The following is a 24,906-nucleotide window of genomic DNA, read 5'->3' as shown; positions in this document are numbered from 1 at the left end:
GGACTGGTGACAGTCAGCGGGTTTTTTCATGGCCTTCAAAAGATCGCAGCCTGCGGCAGCTCCTACATGGGAATACTCACACCCTGTAGGAGCTGCCGAAGGCTGCGATCTTTTGATCTTATGCCGAAGGCCCGCCGCTCAACCCCTTGAGCAACAAATCCACATTCCCCTCCAGCTCCGCCACCGGATCCGCTGCATCGGTACTCAACACCAGCAAATGACTGCCCGACGCGGCAATTGCTGCTTTCACTGCCTCCGACGGCTGACGATGATGCAGCACCAGCGCCACATCGTTGTCCTTCAGCGTCGCCGTGAGTTGCTTCAGGTCCTGCGGCGTCCACTCGCTATCGGGTCGTGGATCCTCGCCAATCAGCTCCAGATTCAGGCTGCCGATCAGGTAACCGAAGTGATCGCTGAGGCTCATCACACTCAAGTTGTCGACCTCGGCCAGGCGCGCTTCGCTGTCGGCGCTGAGCTTGAGCAGGCGCTGTTTCAATGCCGCCAGATTGGCCTCGATCTTCGGTTTGGCCGACGGCGCCAGGCGCACCAGATCCGCCGCGATCACGTCGGCCATGCGCCCCATGTTGTTGCTCGCCAGCCATGGCTGACTGTTCAAGCCATCGACCTTCAGCCCCGGCTGCACAGCGATCCCCGGCAGGGCGCCGTCCACCGGACGTGCTGCGTCGACCTCGACAATGCGAATGTTGCTGCGCCGTGCGATCGGGTACAGCGGATCATCCGCCCACAGCGAGCGCACGCCGATCACCGCGTCGGCATCGCCCGCCAGTTTGCCCAGCGCCGGTGCGCCGCGACCGGTGAAGTACGCAGTCTGACGGCTGCCCGGCAGATTGGCCGGGGCCGCGCGTTCCAGGCTGACGTCGGTGCCTTTGAGCAGCACTTCGCCGAGGCCGTAGGTGATGGGCAGCGAGGCCAGTACGCGTAGCGGTTGAGGGTTTTCAGCCGCCAGCAACGGGCTGCCGACCACGCCGCACAGGGCCATGGCCAGGGTCAGTTTTCGCAGTGAGAAAGTCATTTATCCAAGGTTCCCTTTCAGACTCGGAACAACCCCGCGCGCAATGGCGGCGAGGGCGAAGGCGATGCCGGCGACCAGAATGATCGCGGCGCCGGACGGGATCGGCAGATCGAAGACAATCGGCGCGAGAATTCCGCACAGGGTGCTGACGGTGGCAATCAGCACCGAGCACCAGAAGAAGCCCTTGAGCGACTGGCTGAGCAAGCGTGCTGCCGCCGCCGGAATCACCAGCAATGCGCCGACCAGAATCGCGCCGATGACCTTCACCGCCGCGACGGTGATCAGCGTCACCAGAATCACGAACAGGTAATCCAGAGTCTTCACCGCGACGCCGCGCACCGCCGCCAGTTGCGGGTTGAAACTGGCGAGCATGATCCGGTTGTACAGCGGTAACGCCAGGGCCATGACCAACGAACCGACGATGGCCAGCACCAGCAGGTCATTGCCATTGACGGTGAGCACCGAACCGAACAGCACGTTCTCCAGAATGTGCACGTTGATCTTGCCGGCCAGAATCAGCAGCAGGCTCGCGCCGAGGGCCAGCGACACCGAGAGAAACACGCCGATCAGGGTGTCGGGCGCCAGACCGGTGCGGTTGCGCAGGTAATTGAGCAGGATGCCGAACAACAGGCAGTAGCCGAACAGGCTGCCGTACGGCCCGGTGTAGGGTTCGCCGAGCAGAATGCCGATGGCCACGCCGGTCAGCGCCGCGTGGCCGACCGCTTCGGAGAAAAACGCAAAGCGCTTGACCACCACCAGCGTGCCGAGGCCACCGAGCACCGGGCCGATCAACAGGCCGGCGAGCAATGCGTTGACCACAAAGCCGTAGGCCAGCGCTTCCGGCAGGTAACCGGACGACGCCCAGCCCTGAACCATCAAACGAAAGGCTTCGTAACTCATCAGACCGCGCTCCGTGGATGGGTGGAAAACAGACTCAGCAGTCGCTCCGGAGTCAGCGCCTGTTGCGGCGTGGCGTCGAACAGCACGCGGCGGTTGAGACCGGTGACCCGGTCGGCTAGACGCTTGACCGCTTCCAGATCGTGCTCGATCCACAGCACGGTGATGCCAGCCGCGCGCCAGTCGCCGAGCAGGCGTTCGAAGACCTGAATTCCGGCTTCGTCGAGCGCCGACATTGGCTCATCCAGCACCAGCAATTGCGGGGCCGGGATCAAGCCTTGAGCGAGCAACACACGCTGGCGTTCGCCACCGGACAGCGCGCCCATGCGCCGCTTGCGTTTGTCCTGCATGCCGACCCGTTCCAGCGCCTCGCCGATGGTGTTGGCGTAGTGCTTGCTCAAACCGAGAAAAGCCGGCCGGCGCTGACACATCGCGGCCATGAAATCGTCGACGGTCATCGGCAGGCCACGATCGAACTCCAGCGCCTGCGGCACGTAACCGATGGTCCCGGGTTGACCGGGCCAGTGCAGGCTCAGTTGACCTTGGTGCGGCATCTGCCCGAGCAGGGTCTTGATCAGCGAGCTCTTGCCGCCGCCGTTGGGGCCGACCAGAGCGTGCACGTGACCGGGCTGAACCTGGAAGGTCACGTTGTCGAGGATCGTGGTGCGCCCGAGGGTCAGAGAGACTTCTGCAAAATCCAGAGTCGGCCCCAATCCTTGTGGGAGCGAGCCTGCTCGCGAATGCGGTGTGTCATTCGACAAAGATGTTGGCTGACCCGGCGCCTTCGCGAGCAAGCCCGCTCCCACAGGGGATGGTGGGGTGTCAGAGAGGGTTTCTTTTGCTGTCATGCCCCGGACTCCTGAATCGCCCGCACCACGGTGTCGAGGTTGCCGGTCATTTCCTTTTCGTACTTGTCGGCGCTGTATTCGCCGTAGGAAATGTGCGACAGCGGGTACAGCTTCACCCCGGACTCACGCTGGATGGTTTCGACGTAGGTCGAAGGGAAATCCATCTCCGAGAAGATCACCTTCACATCGAGCTCGCGCAGTTGGTCGATGGTCTTTTTCAACTGGCTCGGGCTCGGTTCGATGCCATGGGCCGGTTCGACCACGGCCGTCACTTCCAGACCGAATTCGCGCAGCAGATAGTCATAAGCCGCATGCACTGTGGCCACGCGCAGTTCGGCGTTCGGTGCCTCGGTCAGTTTGGCCAAGGCATCGGCGCGCATCTGCCGCAGGCGTTTGCCGTAGGCGCGGGCGTTCTGGGTATAGGTCTTGGCGTTGTCCGGATCGAGCTTGCCCAGCTCGCGGGCAATATTGTTGACCTGGGCAATCGAGGCGCTGATCGACAGGAAGGTGTGCGGATTGACCACTTTGCCGGCACCGCGCGCCGCGGTACCGGTGGCCGCCAACAGCGGCACGTTTTCGTTGGCTTCGATGGTCTTGATGTTCGGCGTTTCGCTGGCGGCGATCATGCGGTCGGCGAAGTCGTCATGACCGACCCCGTTGAGCACGATCACATCCAACCCGCTGATGCGCTTGATGTCTTCCACGCGTGGCTCGTAGGCGTGCGGGTTGAAACCGGCGGGAATCAGCGGCACCACCTCGGCCTTGTCGCCGACGATGTTCGCCACATAGCTGTAATACGGGTGCAGGGTGATACCGATGCGCAGGCGTTTGCCCGGTTCGGCGCTGGCCAGCGGGCTCAGCAGGCACGCGCACAAGCCAAACAGCAGGGTGCGCAGGAGGGGACGGCGAGTCAGTGAAATAAGCATGGGCAAGCGGTCTTCTCTCGGGTGAAGGCGAAGGTTCAGTGGCGATGCTCGCGGGTCACGCCGGCATCGAACTGCGCGACGATCTGTTTCCAGCCAGCGGCGGACAGCGCGGCGTCGGTCAGGTCGGTGGGCGTCTGCAGCTCGGCAGCGCGGTTGAGCCAGATGTCCGGCGCGGCAGTGGCGTCGGCGCTCAGCCGCATCACGAACGAACCGGCGACGGCGGGCGCCTGGCTGTGGCCGAAATAGGCGGTGTCCGCCAGCAATTGCCAGACGTGACCGCCTCGGCTGACCGAACTGGCGTCCTGGGCGAACGGGGCGAAACCTTCTTCAGCCAGGGTCTGTGGCGTCGGCAGGCTTTGCTGTTCTGCACGCAGCAGGCGGATTTCGTCGAGGGTCACCCGCAGGTCGGCATAGATGCCTTGCTCGGCGGCGCTGAGGTCGCGCCGCGCATCGAGCTGATGGCTGGCGACCGGTTCCGGTTCATGGGACACCCCGCGCCACGCCACCACCGAGCCGGCGACGGCAAGGATCAGCAAACACAACAGCAGAACATTGAGGGTTTCATGGCCGGCACCGGCCGGGCGGACGACTTGGGTGGTGGGCGTACTCATGGGGCCTCGATGTCGGCTTGGTCGATTTCCACGACGTGGCCGGGGCCGGCGTCGAACAGCACATAAAACTCGGCCGCCGGTTTTTTGAACGTCACGGTCGAGTCGGCACCGAGCTTGCCCGGCAGCAGAATGGTTTCGTCGTAACCGATCACATCGAGGGTCACCCCCGGCGCGCCGCTGCCGTCGGAGAAGCCGCCGGTGCATTTGATCTGCTCGGCATCAACGGCTTTGCATTCGCACATCGGGTTATGGGCCAGGGCGCCGGCGCTGAAACCTGCGCACAGCAGCAGCAACGCGGCGCGCAACCGCAGGCGGGAAGGGCGTTGAACGCGGTTCATGGTTTGGCTCCTTGTTTGGTCAGCCAGGCGAGGGTCGCGGGAGAGGCCTGGCTCAGGGGAATCGAGGCTTGGTGCAGGCTGCCGTCCCAGCCTTCCATGGTGATCCACAGTTCGGCATCGGCCTTGGTCTTTTCCGCCACCGGCAATTGCGCGCCCATGCGATACGGCGTGCCAAAGAAAATCACCCCGGCGGCGCGCAGGCTGCGCGGTTTGCCGATGCGCAGGTAGGTGGCCTTGACCTGTTCGACACAGGCATCGCAGAGGGCGGCATTGAAGTCCTTCATGTAACCGGCGGGGCCGCTCAGGCGCGGTGCTTCGTTACGCAGTTCGGCCAGGCGCAGGCTCCACGGGCCGACCTGGATCTCGCCGACCTCATGTTCACCGAGGCCGACGTCACCGCGAAACAGCGCGGCATCGGCGAAGTACTTGGGCATGAACCCCAGCGGAATCAGCAGCAACAAGGCGTTCAGGTGAAAGCGCCATTTGTGCCAGAAGCGGCGCAGGGCGGACGGTTGGGCAGTGCGATTGGACGGGCTCACAGGCTGACCTCCGCCGGTTCACGGCTGACGCGGGGGCTGCGGGCCTTTTTATTTTCGCGCTTGAGGGCGTTGGCGGTGGCCAGCGCGGTGCGCTTGGTCCAGATCAACAGGCCGCTGAGGACCATCATGCTCAGCAGCAGGCCGAAGAAGAACCAGATCAGTTTGATCCACAGACCGCCGAAATCACCGGTGTGCAGCGGTCGCATCGACTCGGTGACGAACTCCAGCGAAGAGCGGTCAGTCAGCAGTCGGGTGGCGGCCATGTCACCGTTGTACGGGTTGAGCGTGGCGGTCTGGAACATCAGCGGATACCAGCCGCGACCGCCAACGCTCAGGTGACTGTAGGCATTGCCCGGCAGGCTGACGAAGCTGACTTCCAGCCCGGGGATGTGCTGTTCGGCGATCTGTACCGCGCGATCGAGGCTGATCCGTGGGGGAGGACTGGCGTTGCTCGACATCGGTACGCTTTCCCGGGACATGGCGGGAATGATCGGCTCGCTGCTGATGGACACCTGGTTGTCGGCCAGAATGGCCTGGATCAAAAACCAGGTGCCGGTGATCGAGATCACCGCGATGAACCAGATCGACCAGATGCCGCTCAGTCGATGGAAGTCGCCCCAGAAGATCCGCGCACCGTGGCGAAAACGCAGGGTGGGTTTGAAGAAACCTTTCCAGAAACGCTTGTACACCACCAGCCCGGTGACCAGCGAAGCGAGCATCGGCAGGCCGAGGAACGACACCAGGTACCAGCCCCAGCTGAAACCATTGGTGAACGGGACCAGCCACCAGCCGTGCAGGGCGCGGGTGAACGCCTTGAAGTTGAAGTCCGGCGCCGGGCCTTGAATCACCCCCGTGTACGGGTTGACGTAGACCGTCTGGGTACGGCCGTCGGGGTAGCTGACCTCGACATCGAGGGCGAAGTGCGACTCGTCGGGACGGCTGATGCTTTCCACCAGTGTCTGCGGTTCGGCCTGTTTGATCGCGGCCAGCACCTGATCGTAACTGAGCCGCGGCGCATCGTCCGACGGTTGACTGGCGCGCATCTGCGGGTTGGCCAGCCAGACGATTTCCTGGCTGACCACCGCCAGTGTGCCGGTGACACAGACGATCAGGACAAAAAACCAGATCGGCAGCGCGAGCCAGCTATGCACCAGGAACCACAGTTTGGAACGGGATTTCTTCGACATGATTGCGCGTCTTGATTTCGATGAAAGGGCACGCGGCTACGGGCTTCGCAGCGCGGGTGTCCGCAAAAGGCGCGGTCGTGGCGGTTGCCTGTGCGAACGGCCTGCATCTCTATAGGACGGATGAGCCGGACAAATCCCGAAAGGTGATATGAAAGCAAATGTTTCGCACTTCGCAGGGGGCGACGACATCCCCCTGTAGGAGCTGCGGCACGCTGCGATCTTTTGATCTTGATCTTTAAACAACAGATCAAAAGATCGCAGCCTCGTTGCACTCGACAGCTCCTACAGGATTTTTGCGGGCAGGCGATCAAACACGATTCATGAACGCCGCTCTCACTGCCTGGCAATTGATGCGATCAAAGCGCTCCCTATGATGGAAAGCACTGGATTCCCCGAGTGAGCCCCCTGATGAGCCCCAGAACCCTCTACGACAAACACATCGATTCGCACACCGTGTGCCGCCTCGACGATCAGGGCCATGTGCTGCTCTATATCGATCGCCAGGTGATCAACGAATACACCAGCCCGCAGGCGTTCAGCGGTCTGCGTGCTGCCGGGCGCAAGGTCTGGCGGCCGGGTACGGCGTTGGCGGTGGTCGATCACGTCAACCCGACCACCCCCAAACGGGTGGCGGCGATGCCTGATGCCGGCGGTGCGCGGCAGGTGTCGTATCTGGCGGAGAACTGCCGGGACTTCGGCATCGAACTGCTGGATATCCTCGATAAACGTCAGGGCATCGAGCATGTGATCGCCCCGGAGCAGGGCTTCATTCTGCCGGGCATGGTCATCGCCGCCGGCGACAGCCACACCACCACCTACGGTGCGCTGGGGGCGTTCGGATTTGGTATCGGCACCTCGGAAATCGAGCACCTGCTGGCCTCGCAAACGCTGGTCTACAAGCGCCTGAAAAGCCTGCGCGTGACGGTGGAGGGCGAGCTGGCAACGGGGCTGACGTCCAAGGATGTGATCATGGCGCTGATCGGCCGGATCGGTGCGTCAGGTGCCACGGGTTATGCCATCGAATTCTGCGGTTCGACCATCGAAGCCCTCAGCGTCGAAGCGCGGATGACCATTTGCAACATGGCGGTCGAAGCCGGTGCACGCGGCGCGTTCATGGCGCCGGACGAAAAAGTCTTTGCTTATCTCAACGGCAAACCCCGCGCACCGCAAGGCGAACTGTTAGCGCGCGGCGTGGAAAAATGGCGTGAACTGCGCAGCGATCCCGGCGCCGTGTTCGACCGCGAAATCCACCTTGACGCCAGTCTGCTGGAACCGATGGTCACCTGGGGCACCAGCCCGGATCAGGCGGCGCCGATCGGCGCGCAGGTGCCGGACCCGCAAAGCATCGACGATCCGATCCTGCGTCAGGACATGCGCCGCGCCCTGCATTACATGGGCCTGGAGCCGGGAATGGCGCTGCGCGATATTGTCATCAGTCACGCGTTTATCGGCTCCTGCACCAACGCGCGGATCGAGGATTTGCGTGACGCTGCCAGCGTTGTGCGCGGGCGGCGGGTGGCCGGGCATGTGCGGGCGATGATCGTGCCCGGCTCCAGCGAAGTGCGTGCTCAGGCCGAGGCTGAAGGGCTGGCGCAGATCTTTATCGACGCCGGTTTCGAATGGCGTCAGTCCGGCTGCTCGATGTGCCTGGCGATGAACGATGACGTGCTCGCGCCCGGCGACCGTTGCGCCTCCAGCACCAACCGTAACTTCGAAGGCCGCCAGGGTGCCGGGGCGCGTACGCACCTGATGAGCCCGGCGATGGTCGCCGCCGCCGCGATCAGTGGCCATCTGACCGACATCCGCCACTTTGGAGAACGCCCATGAGTCTGCAACCCTTCACGCAAGTCAGCGGCCGGGCCGCGCCACTGCTCGCGGCCAACGTCGACACCGACGTGATCATGCCCAAGCAATTCCTCAAGGGCATCGACCGTCAGGGGCTGGATCGTGGGCTGTTTTTCGATCTGCGCTTTCTCGCCGACGGCACGCCCAACCCGGAATTCGTGTTGAACCAACCGGCGTGGCAGGGCGCGAGTTTTCTGGTGGTCGGGGCGAATTTCGGCTGCGGTTCCAGCCGCGAACACGCGGTGTGGGGGCTGCAGCAAATGGGCATTCGCGCGCTGATCGGCAGCCGTTTCGCCGGGATCTTCTACGACAACTGCCAGCGCAACGGGGTGTTGCTGATCACGCTGGATGAAGCGCAGGTACAGCGCATTGGCCGGTTGGTGAGTCAGCCTGAAACGGCACAGATCAGTGTGGATCTGGAGGCGCAGCAGATTCGTCTGGCGGACGGTGAAGTCATCGATTTCCAGATTGACGGCTTGCGCAAGACCGCGCTATTGCTGGGGCTGGATGCGATTGGCAGTACCTTGCAGCGGCGAGCGCAGATCGAGGCGTTCGAACGAGAACACCTGGCCGCCAACCCATGGCTGGCCTGACACCCCTTTGACCCTGTGGGAGCTGGGCTAGAGAGAAAGATCCTTGAAATGCCCCTGCAAGAACTCCACACACGCCCGCAGCTTTCCGGAGTTGGCCAGCCGCGTCGGGTACACCGCCCAGACGTTGGCGCTCTGGCTGTAATCGGCCAGCACCGGCAGCAGTCGGCCCTGTTCCAGCAACGGTTTCACATCCCACAATGAACGCAGCAACACCCCGCGTCCGTCGAGCGCCCATTGCAGGACGATCTCGCCTTTGTTGGAAGACAGCGGCCCACTGACCCGCACGCTTTCCTGCGTGCCGTCACGATCCAGATGCCAGACGCCGAAGGCGTTGTCGCGCTCCTTGATTACCAGGCAGTCATGCTGTTGCAGATCCTCCAGCGTTTGCGGTGTGCCACGGCGTTGCAGGTATTCGGGCGCTGCGCACAACACCCGGCGATTACTCACCAGTTGCCGGCCGATGTGCTGGCCGGGCAGGTCGTCGCCGACGCGGATTTCCAGGTCGAAGCCCTCGTTGACGATGTCCACTGCACGGTCGAACAAGTCCAGGCGAATCTGCAGCTGCGGGTGCCGCTCGGCCAGCCGTGAAACCGCAGGCGCCACATGATTACGGCCAAAACCGAAACTGCTGCAGATGTGCAAGCGCCCGCGTGGGCTGTCGTGGGCGTCGGCGAGGTCGTCGCGCAGTTGCTGGAAATCATCGAGGATGCGCAAGGCCCAGCGCTGCACCCGCTCGCCGTCTTCGGTCAGCGACACGCGGCGACTGGTGCGGTGCAGCAGTCGGGTGCCGAGGGTCGATTCGAGAATCTGGATGCGTTTGCTCACGTAGGCCGGGGACAGGCCCAGTTCATCGGCGGCAGCGGCGAAACCGTTCTTGCGGATCACGGTCAGCAGCACCCGCAGGTCTTCGGGCAGGGGCACGGGGTCTTGGTTCTGGGACATGTGGGGGCGGGCACTGGCGGCACAAGCCGCCAGCATAGCATCGGTGGGGAACGCTCGATTCAGCGCAGGAAATCCAGGGCTTCGGCGAGCAACAGTTCGGGTACTTCCTCGGCCAGATAATGCCCGGCGGGCAGCGCTTTGCCACTGACGTTGGTTGCCACGTGCTGCCATTCCTTGAGCGGGTCGAAGCAACGCCCGACCGTGCCTTGCGCGCCCCACAGCACCCGCAGCGGCAAGTCAAGATGATGGCCGGCGGCGATGTCGGCCCGGTCATGTTCCAGGTCGATGCTGGCGCTGGCGCGGTAGTCCTCGCAGATGCCCCGGGCGCTGCCGGGACGTTGCAGGCACCGCAGGTATTCGCCGAACGCTGGCTCGGTGAACGGCGTGAGTCCGGCGCTGCGGCTGCCCATGACGCTGCGCAGATAGCATTCGGGATCGGCTTCGATCAGGGTTTCCGGCAACGGCGCCGGGCGGATCAGGAAGAACCAGTGCCAATAGGCGCGGGCGAACGCTTCGTTGGTCTGCGTGTACATTGCCAGGGTCGGGGCGATGTCCAGCAGCATCATCCGTTGCACCGCAGCGCGGTGGTCGAGGGCCAGGCGATGGCCGACCCGCGCGCCACGGTCGTGGGCCAGAATCGAAAACTGTTCGAAGCCCAGCGCCTGCATCAACTCGAGATTGTCTCTGGCCATTTCGCGTTTTGAATAGTTGCGGTGCAGTTCATCGGCAGCCGGTCGGGCGCTGTCGCCATAGCCGCGCAGGTCGGCGGCGACCACGGTGAAATGCTCCGCCAACTGCTCGGCAATCTTGTGCCAGATCACGTGGGTCTGCGGGTGTCCGTGCAACAGCAACAGCCCCGGGCCGCTGCCACCGAGGCGATAGGCGATGTCGACGCCGTTGACGTGGCGCTGGTCTTTGACGAATCCGGCAAACATCGGGCTGATCCTTGTTCAGGTGCGGGTGGGATGCATCCTGAAAGTGTTCGGCATTCGGGGCAAGGGTTGAAGCGTGGTGTACAGGTTCATGAAGTGTGATGTGTGTCGGCAGTGCCGGCCCCTTCGCGGGCAAGCCCGCTCCCACAATGTTTTTCTNGTGACACCAATCGTGTAAACACCAAAGATCCCTGTGGGAGCGGGCTTGCCCGCGAAGAGGCCAGCCCAAACCCTGAAAATCTCAACCCTGACTGAACATCTCCATCGCCCGCTGCTTGATCTGCTCTTCCGTCAGGTCCTCCTTGCGCGTGGCGAGAAACCACACGTGTCCATAGGGATCCTTCAGCGTTCCGCTGCGGTCACCATAAAACTGATCCTTGACCTCGGACACCGCTTTCGCCCCGGCCTCCAGTGCCCGTTGAAAGGACTTGTCGACATCGGTGACATACAGATGCAAACCGACCGACACGGCATTGTCCGGATCGCTCAACGGCCCTTGATCGCACGGTGTGCCGAGCATGATCGCGCTGTCGCCAATGCGCAGCTCGGCGTGGCCGACGCGCCCGTCGGGCATGTCCAGGCGCATGACCTGCGTGGCGCCGAAGGCTTTCTTGTAGAACTCGATGGCTTCGGCGGCCTTGAGGATGCCGAGGTACGGGGTAATGCTGTGATACCCCTCGGGAATGGGTTTGACGCTCATGACGTTCTCCCTGTTTTTGTTTTGCGAGGTAGGGCTCCACTGGATTTGTGGAAGATTCACTATAGAACTGTCTGCGCGGCCAGAAATTTTCCCCGACGAGCCGTCAGCCGAGAAAGTGCGCCCCCGGCCCTTTCTCACCGAGCACATCGCCCTGGTTGCGCAACGGGCAAGCTTCCATCGACAGACAGCCGCAGCCGATGCAACCGGTAAGCCGGTCGCGCAATAAGGTCAGCTGATTAATCCGTTCATCCAGCTCGCGGCGCCATTGCTCGGAGAGGATTTTCCAGTCCGCTGCGGTTGGTGCGCGGTCGTCGGGGAGTCTCTTCAGCGCCTCGCCAATCTCCGCCAGCGGAATACCCAGGCGTTGCGCGACCTTGATCAACGCCACTCGGCGCAAGACCGCCCGTGGATAACGACGCTGATTGCCGGCATTGCGCTGACTCTTGATCAGGCCTTTGGCTTCATAAAAGTGCAGGGCAGTGACCGCGACACCGCTGCGCGCGGCGACTTCGCCGACGGTGAGCTGTTTGTGCAGGTTTTCCGGAGTGATCATTTTGCAAAGGGCTCTTGACCTTGACTTAACTAGAGGTTTTACCCTGCAGGTCTTCGAGTCGCAAGACTCGGCTTACGATGAGTGGGGACTTCTCATGCAAACCTCAGCGAAAAATCGCAGCTTTACCCAATTGATCGAATTCGAGATCGAGCCGCGTCAGCAACCGGCATTGGTTTCGGCGCTGTCGCAGCAGAGCGAACATCTGGCGCAGCGCTACGCAGGCTTTGTCAGCGCCAGCGTCCAGGTCAGCGACGACGGTCGGCGGGTGCTGAGCTTGCTGCAATGGCAAAGCCGCGAAGCCGGGGAGGCGGCGTTCTGTCGCTATGAAAGCGGCGAGCAGGATTTCTGGCAGCTGATCCGCGCCCATCAGGCGAAGACCGTGACCTTCAATTCATTTCAGGTGTTGAGCAGCATCGCCCGCAGCCATGACGATGCGCTGCACTGCAATCTGGTCGGCTAGATCGACAACTGGATCAGGCGTTCACCGTGCAGATTCTCCGTGAGCCGCCGCTTGTTCACCGCCAGTTCGCCGATCTTGATCAGCCGTGTGCGCGTGACGTTGCGGCTCAGACCAAGCAGCGCGGCGGTGTGCACCTGGTTGTAATGACAGAAACGATAGGCGGCGCGCAGCAAGGCGTCTTCGACCTTTTCGTGGAGGGCGCCGGCCTGTTGCTCGAAGAGCTTCTGGAAGGCTCGCTCCAGCAACGCTTCCGGTGAATCGTCGGCGCTCGACTGCTGATCGTCCGCGCGCTCGATGCGCAGGTTGGACAGGCGCAGATCGTCGCGCTCGATCACGCCATTGCGGCAGATCAATAGGGTGTGATGGATGACGTTTTCCAGTTCGCGGATGTTCCCTGGCCAACTGTAGCTGCGCAGTTTCTGTTCGGCACCGGGGCTGATGTTGACCCGTCCGTAACCCAGGCGCTGGCTGTAGGCCTCGATGAAATGCCGGGTCAGCGGCAGGATGTCGCCGGGCCGTTCGCGCAGCGGACTGAGTTCCAGATTGACCACGTTCAAACGGTAGAACAGGTCTTCGCGGAAGTTGCCGGCATTGATCGCTTTCTCCAGTTGCACGTTGGTCGCGGCCAGCACCCGCACATCGATCGGAATGCTTTTGCGCGAGCCGAGGCGCACCACTTCGCGTTCTTGCAACACGCGCAGCAACTTGACCTGAATCGCCATTGGCAAATCGCCGATTTCGTCGAGGAACAAGGTGCCGCCATCCGCCTCTTCGAACCAGCCGGCCTTGGCGCTGAGCGCGCCGGTGAAAGCGCCTTTTTCATGGCCGAACAGCTCGGCTTCCACCAGTGATTCGGAGAAGGCGCCGCAGTTGACTGCGACAAACGGCCGATGCCGGCGGTGGCTCAGATTGTGAATATGACGCGCCACCAGTTCCTTGCCGGTGCCGGTCTCGCCGATGATCAGGACGCTGGCTTCGCTCGGCGCGATTTGGTTCAGATGCGCCAGCAAGGCCTGGGATTTCGGGTCTTCAAAGACCTGCGCGGTGGCACGGATCGACGTCGCCAGACCGGGTGAGGGCGGAAGGGTCAGCAGTTGCATGGGACTCGCTCCATTAAAGGCAAGATCAGGAATAGAACGTCGGCACTGGCAGCGCCTGGTTCAGCGCCCAGTCGCCCAGCTCGTGGAGTTTGTAATCGAGCGGGTCGTGCAGAGTCTGCGTGCGCAGGTTGCGCCAATGCCGATCGAGACGCAGCGAGGCGTGGGTTGAACGCGCGCCGGTGACTTCGAACAAACGGCTGCAGATCTCCAGCCCCTGACGACTGGCGGCGACCTTGGCGGTGGCAATCGCCGTGGCCAGATGTCCACGTTCTTCTGCGGTCAGGTTCGGGCCTTTGGCCCAGGCCTCGTCGAGCAGCGCGGCCGCCCGCTCGACCAGCAGACGAATGCCTTCCAGTGCGACCCAGAACTCGCCGTAATGCGCGAGCACGTAAGGATCTTCACGCACGTCGCGAGCGGCGGATTTGTGCCAGAGCCGGGTTTCGCTCAGGGTGTATTGCCGGGCTTCTGCAAAGGCACCTTCGGCGATCCCGAGAAACATGTGGGTGAAGGTCAGTTGCGCGATCAGCGGACGCAGGCAGGCGAACGGCGTGCTCAACGGGCCGGGATCAAGCAGCAGCTCGGATTCTTCGACCCGCACCCGTTCGAACGTGGCACTGCCGCTGTCGGTCTGGCGCTGGCCGATGTTGTTCCAGTCGTCGTGCAGAGTGATGCCGCTGCGACCGCTGGGGATCGCCGCGATCAGCAACTTGCCGCCGGCACTTTCGTCGACGGCGGAAGCGATCAACATCTGCGAATCGCTGGCGCCGGAGCAGAAGCTTTTCTTCCCGGAAAACTCGCGCCAACCGCCGAAGTCCTTGACCACAGTGCGGGTGTCGAGCGGGTTGAGGGCGTTACCCCAGAACCAGTTCTGCCGCGCGGTCTGTTCGAACCATGGCTGCCATTGTTCAGGCCGCGAGAACAGGCGCACGGTGGCAAGCATCAGGTGATGAAAGCCGAAGACGTGGGCGATGGAACTGTCGACCTTGGCGAACTCGCGCACGACTTGCAGGGTTTCGCTCCATGTCGCGCCGAGGCCGCCGTAACGGGTGGGAATGCTCAGCGCCAGCAGGCCGCTGTCGCGCAGGGCATCGCGTTCGGCCTTCGGCGTGCCGCCGCGCTCGTCACGTTCGACGGCGGTCAGGGCAAATTCGGCTGCAAGTTGACGGGCGGTCTGCAGCGGGGAGAGCAGGGTGCTTTGTGGTTTGGCGGTCACACCAAATCTCCTATGTTTTACAACTGTCCTGTAGGAGCTGCCGAAGGCTGCGATCTGTTGATCTTGCTTGTAAAAAACAAAGTCAAAAGATCGCAGCCTGCGGCAGCTCCTACAGAGTTGTGTTGGGTCAGGACTTGGTGGGCAACACATCGTTGGCAATCATTTCGCCAAACGGCCCGGTCAGGTTGGTGACGCCGCGTCCGGCCAGGCTCGCGTAAGGTTCCGGCAGCAGCGGGAACACCCGTTCGGCAAAGCGGTAAGCCTCTTCCAGATGCGGATAACCGGAGAAGATGAAGCTCTCGATACCGAGGTCGGCGTACTCCTTGATCCGCGCGGCCACTTGCTGCGGATCGCCCACCAGCGCGGTACCGGCACCGCCGCGTACCAGACCGACACCGGCCCACAGGTTGGGGGCGATTTCCAGGTTGTCGCGACGCCCGTCGTGCAACGCTGCCATGCGTCGCTGGCCTTCGGAGTCGAAGCGCGAGAAGGATTTCTGCGCGGCCTCGATGGTCTCGTCGCTGATGTGCTCGATCAGTTTGTCTGCGGCTTTCCACGCTTCTTCGGCGGTCTCGCGAACGATGACGTGCAGGCGAATACCGAACTTCACCTTGCGCCCATGACGAGCGGCGCGTTCTCGCACATCGGCAAGTTTTTCGGCGACGGCGGCGGGCGGTTCGCCCCAGGTCAGGTACACGTCGACTTGCTCGGCAGCGAGATCATGCGCGGCGTCGGACGAGCCGCCGAAATACAGCGGCGGATAGGGTTTCTGCACGGGCGGATAGAGGGCCTTGGCGTTCTGTACTTTCAGGTGTTTGCCTTCGAAATCCACCGATTCGCCTTGCAACACCCGGCGCCAGATCTTGAGGAATTCGTCGGTGACTTCGTAGCGTTCGCTGTGGCTGAGGAAGCTGCCGTCGCCACGGTTTTCGTCAGGGTCGCCGCCGGTCACCACGTTGATCAGCAGGCGGCCGTTGGACAGTCGATCGAGCGTCGCCGCCATGCGCGCCGAAACGGTGGGCGAAATGATCCCCGGGCGGATCGCTACCAGATAACGCAGGCGTTCGGTCAACGGCACCAGCGCCGAAGCTATCACCCACGAGTCTTCGCAGGAGCGCCCGGTGGGAATCAGCACGCCGTGGTAGCCGAGGCTGTCGGCGGCTTGCGCCACTTGTTTCAGATAATTCAGGGTGACCGGGCGTGCGCCTTGGGTGGTGCCCAGGTAATGCCCGTCGCCGTGGGTCGGCAGGAACCAGAAAACATCCATGAACAGCTCCTTAAGCGATTTTCAGCAACGGTTTGATTTGCGTGCCGAACAGCGGCGCGGCGCGTTCGGCGGCCAGGCGGATCCGCGCTTTCAGCGGTTCGCTGGTGATCTGGTAGTCGGCGAAATCGGCCTCGGTGGCGTACACGCCAATGGGCAGGGTCACGGCCTGGAAGAAACTGAACAGCGGCCGCAACTGGTGATCGAGCACCAGCGCATGACGCTCGCTGCCGCCGGTGGCGGCGAGCAGCACCGGGGTGTCGATCAGCGCGTTGAGGTCGATCAGGTCGAACAGGTGCTTGAGCAGTCCCGGGTAGGAACCGCGATACACCGGCGCGGCGACGATCAGCAGATCGGCCTGTTCGATGGCTTGCAGTTCGGCCTCGACCTCGGCGCTAAGCTCCTGACGCGACAGGGCACCACCCAACGGGCGGGCGATGTCACCGAGCTCGATCAGATGACTCTCGACCGGCAAGTGCCCGGCCAGTTCGGCCAACAGCGCTTGGGTCAGCACCAGCGTGCGTGATGGACGCCAGGTGCCGCCGGAGAGGGCGACGACTTTCAGGGGACGCGACATGATCAGTTCCTTTTATCAACAGTTGCTCAGCGAGCAGTGAGTCAGTGCCAAGGCTTGAGCAAGCGCTGTACCAATTCCTTAAAGGCCCGGTTTACTTGGGCCTGAGCGCTCTGGCGTGAGTCGGTTGTGCGGATATCAGGCGGGTTTGTTGATCTGCTGTTGCATGGGCAACAGTTGCTGGAGCAACAGTTGTTCGCCGTGTGCAGGGATTTATAGCGACTGCTGGTTATTCCGCAAAAGAACGATAATCGATATTTATAGATCGTTTGGGGATATGAGAGCGATAAAGCTGAAATCCTGATAGCCACTATTGAGCGCGTTGATTTTTGCCCGGCCGGGCGCGGGCGTAGCCTTTGTCCATCGACTACCACCGCTCGCCAGGACGCTCCCCATGAATCGTTTACTGACTGTTTCGCTGCTGCTCGCTGTCTCCGTACTCGCCGGTTGCGCGACCCATGTTTCCCCCGAACAACGGCCTTACACCGCCGAAGAAACCCGCGAACTGGCGATGGAAGCGCTGAATCGCAGCGGCTTGTCCTTCGACGAATATCACGCGAAGAAAGCCGCACTGCTGGGCGAATCGCAATTCGACAAGAAAGCTGAAATGAGCGCCGGACGTGCGATACAGCTGCACGGTCGTCCAAGTTGATCGAACACTGTACTGCTCGTATTTTCGCCTAACTGTCCGTGGGTTTGCGGGCTGCTGTGCGATAGGGTCAACACCTGAATGACCCCCGACGGATTGCCCTCCATGACCCTTTCGCTTGATCTGCTGTTGGGCTTTGCCCTGTTTGCCCTTGTCACCTCGATTACACCGGGGCCGAACAACACCATGTTGCTGGCGTCGGGGGTGAACTTCGGCTTCAACCGCACCATTCCTCACATGCTCGGCATCACCTGCGGTTTCTTCGTATTGGTGGTCGCGGTGGGCTTTGGCCTGGGCGCGGTATTCCAGACATACCCGATTCTGTACACGGTGCTGCGCTATGTCGGCGCCGCGTATCTGTTGTACCTGGCGTGGAAAATCGCCCACTCGGGGCCGGTGGGCGAGGGCGTCGAAGGCGAGGCCAGGCCGATCAGCTATCTCGGCGCGGCGGCGTTCCAGTGGGTCAATCCCAAGGCCTGGATCATGGCCATCGGAGCCATCAGCACCTACACGCCGATGCAGGGTTATTTCACCAACGTGGTGGTGATTGCCGCCGTGTTTGCCATCATCAACCTGCCCAGTGTCGGCGTCTGGGCGGCGTGTGGCACGCTGTTGCGCAACGTGCTGAAGGAGCCGCGCTGGTTGCGCGTGTTCAACTGGGGCATGGCGGCGCTGTTGGTGATTTCGCTGTACCCGTTACTTCTCGAAAGCTTTCACTGATGCATTGCTTCAACCGCCGGCCCGATGCCTGTTAAGCTCGGCTTCAGGAGCGTTCCTACGCACTTTTAAATGAAGTTGTTCTTCTTTAACGGCATCCGATCAGGTATTGATGACGCTCTCGAACCAACGCGCAGCTCACGAGGCTGCGTTGTGCCGTTTGCAGACACGAGCCTCCTGATCCCGGAACACGCTCTGCGAGTCTTTTATGAATAAACGTCCGCTGTATTTCGATTACGCCGCCACCACCCCGGTGGACGAACGGGTCATCCAGGTGATGATCGACTGTCTGGGTTTTCACGGTAATTTCGGCAACCCGGCGTCCAGTTCCCATGCCTTTGGCCAGCAGGCCCGGCAAACGGTCGAGCAGGCCCGTCGGCAAGTCGCCGAACTGGTGGGCGCTGAGGCCGCGCAGATTGTCTGGACCTCCGGCGCCACCGAATCCAACAACCTCGCCCTCAAGGGCGTGGCGCAGGCGCGCGGCGTTGCCGGTGGCCACATCATTACCAGTCAGATCGAACACAAAGCCATTCTCGACACCGCCCGGCAATTGCAGGACGGCGGCGTTGCGGTGACCTATCTGGTGCCGGACGCCGATGGCCTGATCACCCCGCAAGCGGTCAGTGAAGCCATGCGCGACGACACTTTTCTGGTGTCGCTGATGCTGGTCAACAACGAACTCGGCACCCTCAACGATATCCCGGCCATTGGTGAAGTCGTGCGCGGCCGTGGCGCGTTGTTCCACGTCGATGCCGCGCAGGGTGCGGGCAAAGTGGCGATTGATCTGCAGCAATGGCCGGTGGACTTGATGTCGTTTTCGGCACACAAACTCTACGGCCCCAAAGGCATCGGCGCGTTGTACGTCGGCCCCGGCGCGCAACAGCGCTTGCAGGCGCAGATTCACGGTGGTGGCCATGAGGGCGGATTGCGCTCCGGGACGCTGGCCACTCATCAGATCGCCGGCATGGGCGCGGCATTCGCCTTGGCCGCTGCGGCGTTTGATGCGGAGAAAACATCCATCGTGGCGCTGCGTGAGCGCTTGCTCGAACAATTATCGAGCCTGCCTGGCGTGCGCCTCAACGGCAGCGATAGCCAGCGCATCCCGCATACCCTGAGCCTGACGTTCAGCGAAGGTGAATTCAACAGTGCGGCCTTGAGCCAGTCGATCGCCTTTTCCGCGACCTCGGCCTGTAACTCGGCGAGCAACACGCCCTCTCACGTGCTGCTGGCCCTGGGACACGATGCCCGGCTGGCCGGTCGCACCATTCGCCTGAGCCTCGGCCGTTTCACCACCGCCGACGATATCGATCAGGCGGCAGAACTGATCAAAGGCGCCTGCGCGAGTGCCCCGGCATTCTGGGCGACAGGGCTTTAACCAGCCGGTTTTCACGGCTACGAACAATAACGATGAAGTGATTGGCAGGAGACATGATGAGTACCCAGACTTTGACCGAGGGAACGGTTCCCCAGCGCCTGGCGCACACCCGTGAACTGATGCGCCGCGAAGGCATTCATGCGTTGCTGGTGCCATCGGCGGACCCGCACCTCTCGGAATACCTGCCGGGTTACTGGCAAGGGCGACAATGGCTGTCGGGCTTTCATGGTTCGGTCGGCACTTTGATCGTGACTGCTGATTTCGCCGGAGTCTGGGCCGACAGTCGTTACTGGGAACAGGCGACCAAGGAACTCAAGGGCAGCGGCATCGAACTGGTCAAGCTGCAACCGGGTCAGCCGAGTCCGCTGGACTGGCTCGCCGAGCAGACACCTGAAGGTGGCGTGGTCGCGGTCGACGGTGCGGTGATGGCCGTTGCCTCGGCCCGCACGTTGAGCAGCAAGCTTGAAGCCCGCGGCGCGCGTTTGCGTACTGACATCGACTTGCTGAATGAAGTCTGGGCGGACCGCCCGAGCCTGCCGGACGCGCCGATCTATCAACATCTGCCACCGCAAGCGACGGTCAGCCGTGGCGAAAAACTCGCCAAACTGCGTGAGACCTTGCGGGAACGTGGCGCTGACTGGCACTTCATCGCCACCCTCGACGACATTGCCTGGCTGTTCAACCTGCGCGGTGGCGATGTCTCGTTCAATCCGGTGTTTGTGTCGTTCGCGTTGATCAATCAACAGCAAGCGACCCTGTTTGTGGCCTTGAGCAAAGTCGACGCCGAGTTGCGCGCAGTGCTGGAGCAGGATGGCGTGACTCTGCGCGATTACCGCGAAGTCGCCGACGCCTTGCGCGCTGTACCAGGCGGCGCCAGCCTGTTGGTGGATCCTGCGCGGGTGACCAGCGGTTTGCTGGATAACCTCGACAGCGCGGTGAAACTGGTCGAAGGCCTGAACCCGACCACGCTCGCCAAATCGCAAAAGAGTGAGGCTGATGCGCAGCACATCCGCAAAGCCATGGAGCAGGACGGCGCGGCGTTGTGCGAATTCTTCGCCTGGCTGGAATCGGCCTGGGGTCGTGAACGCATCACCGAACTGACCATCGACGAGAAGCTCACGGCTGCCCGTGAGCGTCGTCCGGATTACGTGTCGCTGAGCTTCAACACGATTGCCGCGTTTAACGCCAATGGCGCGATGCCGCATTATCACGCCACCGAAGAAGAACACGCGGTGATCGAGGGTGACGGCTTGCTGCTGATCGACTCGGGCGGCCAGTACCTGGGCGGCACTACCGACATCACCCGAATGGTGCCAGTGGGGACGCCGACGGTTGAACAGAAGCGTGACTGCACTCGGGTACTCAAAGGCGTGATTGCTCTTTCGCGGGCGCAGTTCCCGAAAGGCATTCTCTCGCCGTTGCTCGACGCCATCGCCCGCGCACCGATCTGGGCGGAAAGCGTGGATTACGGTCACGGCACCGGTCATGGGGTCGGCTATTTCCTCAACGTGCATGAAGGCCCGCAGGTGATCGCCTATCAGGCAGCACCGGCACCGCAAACGGCGATGCAGGCGGGGATGATCACCTCGATCGAACCGGGCACTTATCGTCCGGGCCGTTGGGGCGTGCGCATCGAGAACCTGGCGATGAACCGCGAGGCGGGGAACAGCGAGTTCGGCGAGTTCCTCAAGTTTGAAACCTTGACCCTGTGTCCGATCGACACGCGCTGTCTGGAGCCGTCCTTGCTGACCCAGGAAGAGAAGCAGTGGTTCAACGCCTACCATGCTGAAGTGCGTGAGCGTCTGAGTCCGTTGCTGGAGGGCGCTGCGCTGGAGTGGCTGAACACGCGCACCGTGGCGATCTGAATGGCTGAAACCCGGGCGCTGTCGGCAGTGCCCGGGTGTTGTTTCTAATCTTGACGCAGGGCCTCTTCGACGAAGTCGAGGCGGTCCTGTCCAAAGAACATCTGGTTGCCGATAAACATGCTCGGCGCGCCAAACACCCCGCGTTTAATGGCTGTTTCGGTGTTGTCCTTCAGGGCTGCCTTTACTGTCTCATCGTTGGTCAGGGCCAGAACTTCATTGGGGTCGAAGCCGTGCTCGCTCAATACCGCAGCGACAGTTGCCGGCTCATCAAGCGGGCGTCCCTCCACCCACAATGCCTTGAACAGACAATCGATAAACACCTGAAAGCGTTCCGGTTGGCGCAGTTGGATGCCGGTGACGGCTCGCATCAGCATCAGTGTGTTGATCGGAAAATGCGGATTGAATTTCAGCGGCACGCCGTAACGCTTGGCGTAGCGATCCAGATCCTGAAACATATAGCGGCCCTTTGCCGGAATCATCGCCGGCGATGCGTTGCCGGTCGCCTTGAACACGCCGCCCAGCAGCATCGGGATGTAAATCAGTTGGCTCGCGGTCTCGGCACAGATCTTCGGCAACTGGGTATAGGCCAGGTAAGTGGCAGGGCTGCCGAGATCAAAATAGAACTCCACGGTTTTCGTCATCTTCGCTGCTCTCTATTTATTGTTATGGAGGAGGTGGGGCTTACCAGCGTTCGTTCCACGGGCGCAGATCCAGTTCGAAGGTCCAGGCATCCCGTGGCTGACTGTGCAGATACCAATAGTTTTCGGCGATGTGTTCGGGATTGAGAATACCGTCCTGATCCTTGGTCGCGTACTTCTCCGGGAAACTGTTGCGGATGAAGTCGGTGTCGATGGCGCCATCTACCACCACGTGCGCGACGTGGATGTTCATCGGCCCGAGCTCGCGCGCCATGCTTTGCGCCAGTGCACGGATACCGTGTTTGGCGCCGGCAAACGCGGCAAATCCGGAAGCACCGCGCAGCCCGGCGGTAGCGCCAGTGAACAGAATGGTGCCGCGCTGGCGCGTGACCATGCGCTTGGCCACTTCGCGGGCATTGAGAAAACCCGAGAAACAGGCCATTTCCCAGATCTTGAAATACTTGCGCGCAGTTTCTTCGAGAATGCTGCAAGGCACGTTGGCGCCGATGTTGAAGACAAACGCCTCGATTGGACCCAGGCGGGTTTCGATTTCTTCAATCAACGCAATGACGTCTTCTTCCTTGCGTGCATCGCAGGCAAAACCATGTGCTTCTCCACCCTCGGCCGAAATCGCGTCGACCAGCGGCTGCAATTTGTCGGCACTGCGCCGGGTGACGCAAGCGACAAATCCTTCCCTGGCAAAGCGCTTGGCAATCGCTCCGCCGGTGGCATCGCCGGCACCAACAACTAATACGACCTTCTTGTTGTTATTCATGGGTGAACCCCTTTAGTAAACGATCGTTAAGTGAACGAACGTTATGCTAGGATCCGGACAACGTCAAGGCGCTCGATCAAGAGGAAAGCACATGCGGTATTCCGCCGGTCACAAGCTGGAAACCCGAGAAAAATTGCTGAACAGCAGTGCGCTATCAGCCAAGCGTTCGGGCTTTTCCACAGTCGGTGTCGATGGTTTGATGAAGGCGATCGGCCTGAGTGGCGCGGCGTTTTATAGCCACTTCTCGTCGAAAAACGAGCTGTTCACCGCTATCGTCGAGCGCGAACTGTGTCAGAGCCTGGAGCGGCTGGGGGGGAAGGGAGCGCAGGACCGTGAGCGGCTGGAACGCTGTCTCAAGCAGTACCTGAGCATGGCTCACGTGGAGCAGCCTGAATCGGGCTGTGCCTTGCCGACGCTGGGCGCGGAAATTGCCCGTTCAGATGATCAGGTTCGCGAGCAGGCAGAGTTGTGGATTTGTCGGCTGCAAGCCAGTTGGGCGCAAATCCTGGAAAGCGACAGCCTGGCATGGTCGATTCTGTCGCAATGTGTCGGAGCACTGGTGGTGGCGCGGATGCTGGTGACGCCGGAGATTCAACAGACGGTATTGCAGTCCAGTCATGAGGAAATCGGGCGTCAACTGGCTGCTCGACAAGGCGAGCAGCCAGAGTGATTCACTTGCAGATGACGATCATGCTGCGGCTGGTATAGCCAGCCGGATTGAGACCGAACGGGTAATCGCCTGGCTCTTCCACGGCGTCCCCGGATTTGGCGATGACCTTGTAGCCTTTGGGGGCGCAGGAATTGGCGGCGCTGGTGTAGCACTTGTCCCAAGAGGACGACAGCCCGGAACAGTTGATGTGCAGCCCTTTTTTACCGTGCTTCACCTGGGTCTTAGAGGTCGCTGCGCACCCCGCTACTGCCAATACAGCGATCAGTATCAAAATTCGTTTCATTACCGTCCTTATGGTAGCCACGAGTCTGGCGCTCGGGTCTGCCTGTATTCGCCTGCGCTTTAAGCGGTTTGATATCCCTGTCCGAAAAATCCATGTCTGGCACTGAGTTAAGGGGGCTAAACATGGCCTAAATGAACGCCAATTGCCAGACCTTCGTCAAATCCTGTCTCAATCTGCCGCAACGGCGGGCTTGGCGGTGCTCCCCATGGTCATGGTTGCCCCGACGGAGGCCAGAATAATGCAGAGGATCGCCATCCATTGTGACAGCGTGAGGTACTCCCGCAGAAACAGCAGTCCCGACAATGCGCCGAAGGCCGGTTCGATGCTCATCAAGGTACCGAAGGTGCGGGCAGGCATGCGGGTGAGGGCGACCATCTCAAGGGTATAGGGCAAAGCCGTTGAGAGGATGGCGACGCCAATGGCGATAGGGATCAGCGACGGGGTCAGTAACGCGGTGCCGGCATGCACGATGCCGATCGGCGCGACAAACAGTGCGGCGATCATCACGCCCAGAGCCGCAGTCGTCACGCCGTTGTCTGCACCGGCTTTTTGGCCGAACAGAATATACAACGCCCAGCACACGCCGGCGCCCAGGGCGTAACCGGCGCCGACCAGATCAATTCCCGCGGATGTTGCTCCAGTCGGGATTAACAACAGCAGGCCGACCGCCGCCAAGGCAATCCAGAGAAAATCGATAGCGCGGCGAGAGGCGTAAATGGCGACGGCCAGCGGACCCGTGAACTCAAGCGCGACTGCAATACCAAGCGGTACGGTGCGCAATGACATATAGAAGAGGAAGTTCATCCCGCCCAGCGCCATTCCGTAAACGATCACTGTCCGCAGCGACTGAGCTGTCAGCCTTGCGCGCCATGGGCGCAACAACAACAGCATGATTACGCTGGCGAAGACCAGGCGCAGCGTGGTCGTCCCTTGAGCGCCGACTACCGGGAACATGCTCTTGGCTAAAGAGGCGCCAGACTGGATGGATGCCATGGCTATTAATAAGAGGCCAACCGGGAACAGCGTTGAGGCCAGGGAGCGAGGTTGGTCAGTCATTGCGAGGCATCGTCCGAAGGTAAGAGCAGGGTATTGTTTTAGGTGTTGGGCAATATACTGCGCATTCGGAGGCGTTGCGTCTATATATAGCTGGCTTTTTCGGTGTCTCGACAGAAAAACTGAAATTAACGGTTGACGGCAGATTCTGAGTCTCTATAATTCGCCCCACTTCCGGCGCAGTCGAAACGGAAAACTCCTTGAGATTCAATGAGTTACGAGGTTTTCGACAGTGGGTTGCTTCAGTTCATCGAAGCCTGGAAGGAGTTGAAAGAGCGGTGATGTTTGGCTCTTTTGACGGTTCGATCTTCTCGGTCGAAAGCGGT

Annotated in this window: 28 protein-coding genes; 8 read left to right on the top strand and 20 right to left on the bottom strand. The window is 61.6% G+C overall.

Annotation, left to right across the window (positions count from 1 at the left end):
* Nucleotides 1-118: 118 nt before the first annotated feature.
* The 8 genes from ACTJKS_RS21330 to ACTJKS_RS21295 are packed head-to-tail and all read right to left on the bottom strand — an operon-like array spanning nucleotide 119 to nucleotide 6,379.
* Nucleotides 119-1,033, bottom strand: a complete 915-nt coding sequence (locus ACTJKS_RS21330) for a metal ABC transporter substrate-binding protein (RefSeq protein WP_262948416.1) — start codon at nucleotides 1,031-1,033, stop codon at nucleotides 119-121.
* Entirely contained in the window at nucleotides 1,034-1,933 is a 900-nt protein-coding gene (locus tag ACTJKS_RS21325) for a metal ABC transporter permease (RefSeq protein WP_003226663.1), read from the bottom strand.
* Entirely contained in the window at nucleotides 1,933-2,778 is an 846-nt protein-coding gene (locus ACTJKS_RS21320) for a metal ABC transporter ATP-binding protein (RefSeq protein WP_262948413.1), read from the bottom strand. The genes ACTJKS_RS21325 and ACTJKS_RS21320 overlap by 1 nt, the downstream gene beginning before the upstream one ends.
* Entirely contained in the window at nucleotides 2,775-3,704 is a 930-nt protein-coding gene (locus ACTJKS_RS21315; protein WP_262948412.1) for a metal ABC transporter substrate-binding protein, read from the bottom strand. Before ACTJKS_RS21315 ends, ACTJKS_RS21320 begins: the two co-directional genes overlap by 4 nt.
* A gap of 35 nt (nucleotides 3,705-3,739) precedes the next feature.
* Nucleotides 3,740-4,315, bottom strand: a complete 576-nt coding sequence (locus ACTJKS_RS21310; protein WP_262948410.1) for a DUF6162 family protein — start codon at nucleotides 4,313-4,315, stop codon at nucleotides 3,740-3,742.
* Nucleotides 4,312-4,653, bottom strand: coding sequence for a hypothetical protein (locus tag ACTJKS_RS21305; RefSeq protein WP_041069739.1), 342 nt, complete (start codon nucleotides 4,651-4,653; stop codon nucleotides 4,312-4,314). The genes ACTJKS_RS21310 and ACTJKS_RS21305 overlap by 4 nt, the downstream gene beginning before the upstream one ends.
* A complete protein-coding gene (locus tag ACTJKS_RS21300; RefSeq protein ID WP_041069742.1) occupies nucleotides 4,650-5,192 on the bottom strand; it encodes a hypothetical protein in 543 nt (180 codons plus the stop codon). The genes ACTJKS_RS21305 and ACTJKS_RS21300 overlap by 4 nt, the downstream gene beginning before the upstream one ends.
* Nucleotides 5,189-6,379, bottom strand: a complete 1,191-nt coding sequence (locus ACTJKS_RS21295) for a PepSY-associated TM helix domain-containing protein (protein WP_262948407.1) — start codon at nucleotides 6,377-6,379, stop codon at nucleotides 5,189-5,191. The genes ACTJKS_RS21300 and ACTJKS_RS21295 overlap by 4 nt, the downstream gene beginning before the upstream one ends.
* A 408-nt stretch (nucleotides 6,380-6,787) precedes the next feature.
* On the opposite strand from ACTJKS_RS21295, the gene leuC reads away from it, so the two are divergent.
* On the top strand, nucleotides 6,788-8,206 hold the full coding sequence (gene leuC, locus ACTJKS_RS21290) for a 3-isopropylmalate dehydratase large subunit (protein WP_262948405.1): 1,419 nt from the start codon (nucleotides 6,788-6,790) through the stop codon (nucleotides 8,204-8,206).
* Nucleotides 8,203-8,817, top strand: a complete 615-nt coding sequence (leuD, locus tag ACTJKS_RS21285) for a 3-isopropylmalate dehydratase small subunit (protein WP_108183363.1) — start codon at nucleotides 8,203-8,205, stop codon at nucleotides 8,815-8,817. The genes leuC and leuD overlap by 4 nt, the downstream gene beginning before the upstream one ends.
* Nucleotides 8,818-8,844: 27 nt before the next feature.
* Here the strand turns inward: leuD and ACTJKS_RS21280 are convergent, their stop codons facing one another.
* The 4 genes from ACTJKS_RS21280 to soxR all read right to left on the bottom strand — a co-directional run bounded on the left by ACTJKS_RS21280 (nucleotide 8,845) and on the right by soxR (nucleotide 11,944).
* The gene (locus tag ACTJKS_RS21280) at nucleotides 8,845-9,795 is read right to left on the bottom strand and encodes a LysR substrate-binding domain-containing protein (protein WP_317453249.1); all 951 of its coding nucleotides are present in this window, start codon (nucleotides 9,793-9,795) and stop codon (nucleotides 8,845-8,847) included.
* Between the two features lie 23 nt (nucleotides 9,796-9,818).
* Nucleotides 9,819-10,694 carry an alpha/beta fold hydrolase gene (locus ACTJKS_RS21275; protein ID WP_108183361.1) on the bottom strand — a complete coding sequence of 292 codons (876 nt, stop codon included), beginning with the start codon at nucleotides 10,692-10,694 and terminating at the stop codon, nucleotides 9,819-9,821.
* A gap of 238 nt (nucleotides 10,695-10,932) precedes the next feature.
* Nucleotides 10,933-11,391, bottom strand: a complete 459-nt coding sequence (locus ACTJKS_RS21270; RefSeq protein WP_108183360.1) for a VOC family protein — start codon at nucleotides 11,389-11,391, stop codon at nucleotides 10,933-10,935.
* A gap of 103 nt (nucleotides 11,392-11,494) precedes the next feature.
* Nucleotides 11,495-11,944 carry a redox-sensitive transcriptional activator SoxR gene (gene soxR / locus ACTJKS_RS21265; protein WP_047295338.1) on the bottom strand — a complete coding sequence of 150 codons (450 nt, stop codon included), beginning with the start codon at nucleotides 11,942-11,944 and terminating at the stop codon, nucleotides 11,495-11,497.
* A gap of 94 nt (nucleotides 11,945-12,038) precedes the next feature.
* On the opposite strand from soxR, the gene ACTJKS_RS21260 reads away from it, so the two are divergent.
* On the top strand, nucleotides 12,039-12,404 hold the full coding sequence (locus ACTJKS_RS21260) for an antibiotic biosynthesis monooxygenase (protein WP_003226650.1): 366 nt from the start codon (nucleotides 12,039-12,041) through the stop codon (nucleotides 12,402-12,404).
* Here ACTJKS_RS21260 and ACTJKS_RS21255 read toward each other — a convergent pair.
* The 4 genes from ACTJKS_RS21255 to msuE form a co-directional block, all read right to left on the bottom strand.
* Entirely contained in the window at nucleotides 12,401-13,504 is a 1,104-nt protein-coding gene (locus ACTJKS_RS21255) for a sigma-54 interaction domain-containing protein (protein ID WP_262948401.1), read from the bottom strand. The two genes, ACTJKS_RS21260 and ACTJKS_RS21255, sit on opposite strands and share 4 nt — an antisense overlap.
* Nucleotides 13,505-13,529: 25 nt before the next feature.
* Nucleotides 13,530-14,717 carry an acyl-CoA dehydrogenase family protein gene (locus ACTJKS_RS21250; RefSeq protein ID WP_198759961.1) on the bottom strand — a complete coding sequence of 396 codons (1,188 nt, stop codon included), beginning with the start codon at nucleotides 14,715-14,717 and terminating at the stop codon, nucleotides 13,530-13,532.
* Between the two features lie 127 nt (nucleotides 14,718-14,844).
* Nucleotides 14,845-15,984: an FMNH2-dependent alkanesulfonate monooxygenase gene (gene ssuD, locus ACTJKS_RS21245; RefSeq protein ID WP_086794352.1), complete on the bottom strand. Its 1,140-nt coding sequence runs from the start codon at nucleotides 15,982-15,984 to the stop codon at nucleotides 14,845-14,847.
* A gap of 10 nt (nucleotides 15,985-15,994) precedes the next feature.
* Nucleotides 15,995-16,558, bottom strand: coding sequence for an FMN reductase (gene msuE / locus ACTJKS_RS21240; RefSeq protein ID WP_047599911.1), 564 nt, complete (start codon nucleotides 16,556-16,558; stop codon nucleotides 15,995-15,997).
* Between the two features lie 391 nt (nucleotides 16,559-16,949).
* Here msuE and ACTJKS_RS21235 point away from each other — a divergent pair, with 391 nt between their 5' ends.
* The 4 genes from ACTJKS_RS21235 to ACTJKS_RS21220 all read left to right on the top strand — a co-directional run bounded on the left by ACTJKS_RS21235 (nucleotide 16,950) and on the right by ACTJKS_RS21220 (nucleotide 21,161).
* Nucleotides 16,950-17,207 carry a hypothetical protein gene (locus ACTJKS_RS21235; protein WP_041069780.1) on the top strand — a complete coding sequence of 86 codons (258 nt, stop codon included), beginning with the start codon at nucleotides 16,950-16,952 and terminating at the stop codon, nucleotides 17,205-17,207.
* 102 nt (nucleotides 17,208-17,309) lie between these two features.
* Nucleotides 17,310-17,924: a LysE family translocator gene (locus ACTJKS_RS21230; RefSeq protein ID WP_108183357.1), complete on the top strand. Its 615-nt coding sequence runs from the start codon at nucleotides 17,310-17,312 to the stop codon at nucleotides 17,922-17,924.
* Between the two features lie 205 nt (nucleotides 17,925-18,129).
* The gene (locus ACTJKS_RS21225; protein WP_108183356.1) at nucleotides 18,130-19,296 is read left to right on the top strand and encodes an aminotransferase class V-fold PLP-dependent enzyme; all 1,167 of its coding nucleotides are present in this window, start codon (nucleotides 18,130-18,132) and stop codon (nucleotides 19,294-19,296) included.
* Between the two features lie 56 nt (nucleotides 19,297-19,352).
* The gene (locus tag ACTJKS_RS21220; protein WP_108183355.1) at nucleotides 19,353-21,161 is read left to right on the top strand and encodes an aminopeptidase P family protein; all 1,809 of its coding nucleotides are present in this window, start codon (nucleotides 19,353-19,355) and stop codon (nucleotides 21,159-21,161) included.
* A gap of 44 nt (nucleotides 21,162-21,205) precedes the next feature.
* Here the strand turns inward: ACTJKS_RS21220 and ACTJKS_RS21215 are convergent, their stop codons facing one another.
* Both ACTJKS_RS21215 and ACTJKS_RS21210 read right to left on the bottom strand, forming a co-directional pair.
* Nucleotides 21,206-21,802 (bottom strand): 2-hydroxychromene-2-carboxylate isomerase, encoded by a 597-nt coding sequence (locus ACTJKS_RS21215; protein WP_108183354.1) that lies wholly within the window; start codon nucleotides 21,800-21,802, stop codon nucleotides 21,206-21,208.
* Between the two features lie 40 nt (nucleotides 21,803-21,842).
* Entirely contained in the window at nucleotides 21,843-22,574 is a 732-nt protein-coding gene (locus ACTJKS_RS21210) for an SDR family oxidoreductase (protein ID WP_086794364.1), read from the bottom strand.
* A gap of 91 nt (nucleotides 22,575-22,665) precedes the next feature.
* On the opposite strand from ACTJKS_RS21210, the gene ACTJKS_RS21205 reads away from it, so the two are divergent.
* Nucleotides 22,666-23,244, top strand: a complete 579-nt coding sequence (locus ACTJKS_RS21205; protein ID WP_086794366.1) for a TetR/AcrR family transcriptional regulator — start codon at nucleotides 22,666-22,668, stop codon at nucleotides 23,242-23,244.
* Between the two features lies 1 nt (nucleotide 23,245).
* Here the strand turns inward: ACTJKS_RS21205 and ACTJKS_RS21200 are convergent, their stop codons facing one another.
* Both ACTJKS_RS21200 and rhtA read right to left on the bottom strand, forming a co-directional pair.
* Nucleotides 23,246-23,527, bottom strand: a complete 282-nt coding sequence (locus tag ACTJKS_RS21200) for a hypothetical protein (RefSeq protein ID WP_041069802.1) — start codon at nucleotides 23,525-23,527, stop codon at nucleotides 23,246-23,248.
* Nucleotides 23,528-23,695: 168 nt separating this feature from the next.
* Nucleotides 23,696-24,583, bottom strand: coding sequence for a threonine/homoserine exporter RhtA (rhtA, locus tag ACTJKS_RS21195; RefSeq protein ID WP_108183353.1), 888 nt, complete (start codon nucleotides 24,581-24,583; stop codon nucleotides 23,696-23,698).
* Nucleotides 24,584-24,906: the final 323 nt, after the last annotated feature.

The organism is Pseudomonas sp. 22189 (genome assembly GCF_052045635.1).
In the GTDB taxonomy this organism is placed as follows: Bacteria; Pseudomonadota; Gammaproteobacteria; order Pseudomonadales; family Pseudomonadaceae; genus Aquipseudomonas; species Aquipseudomonas parakoreensis.
This window is presented reverse-complemented; position numbering and strand designations above follow the sequence as displayed.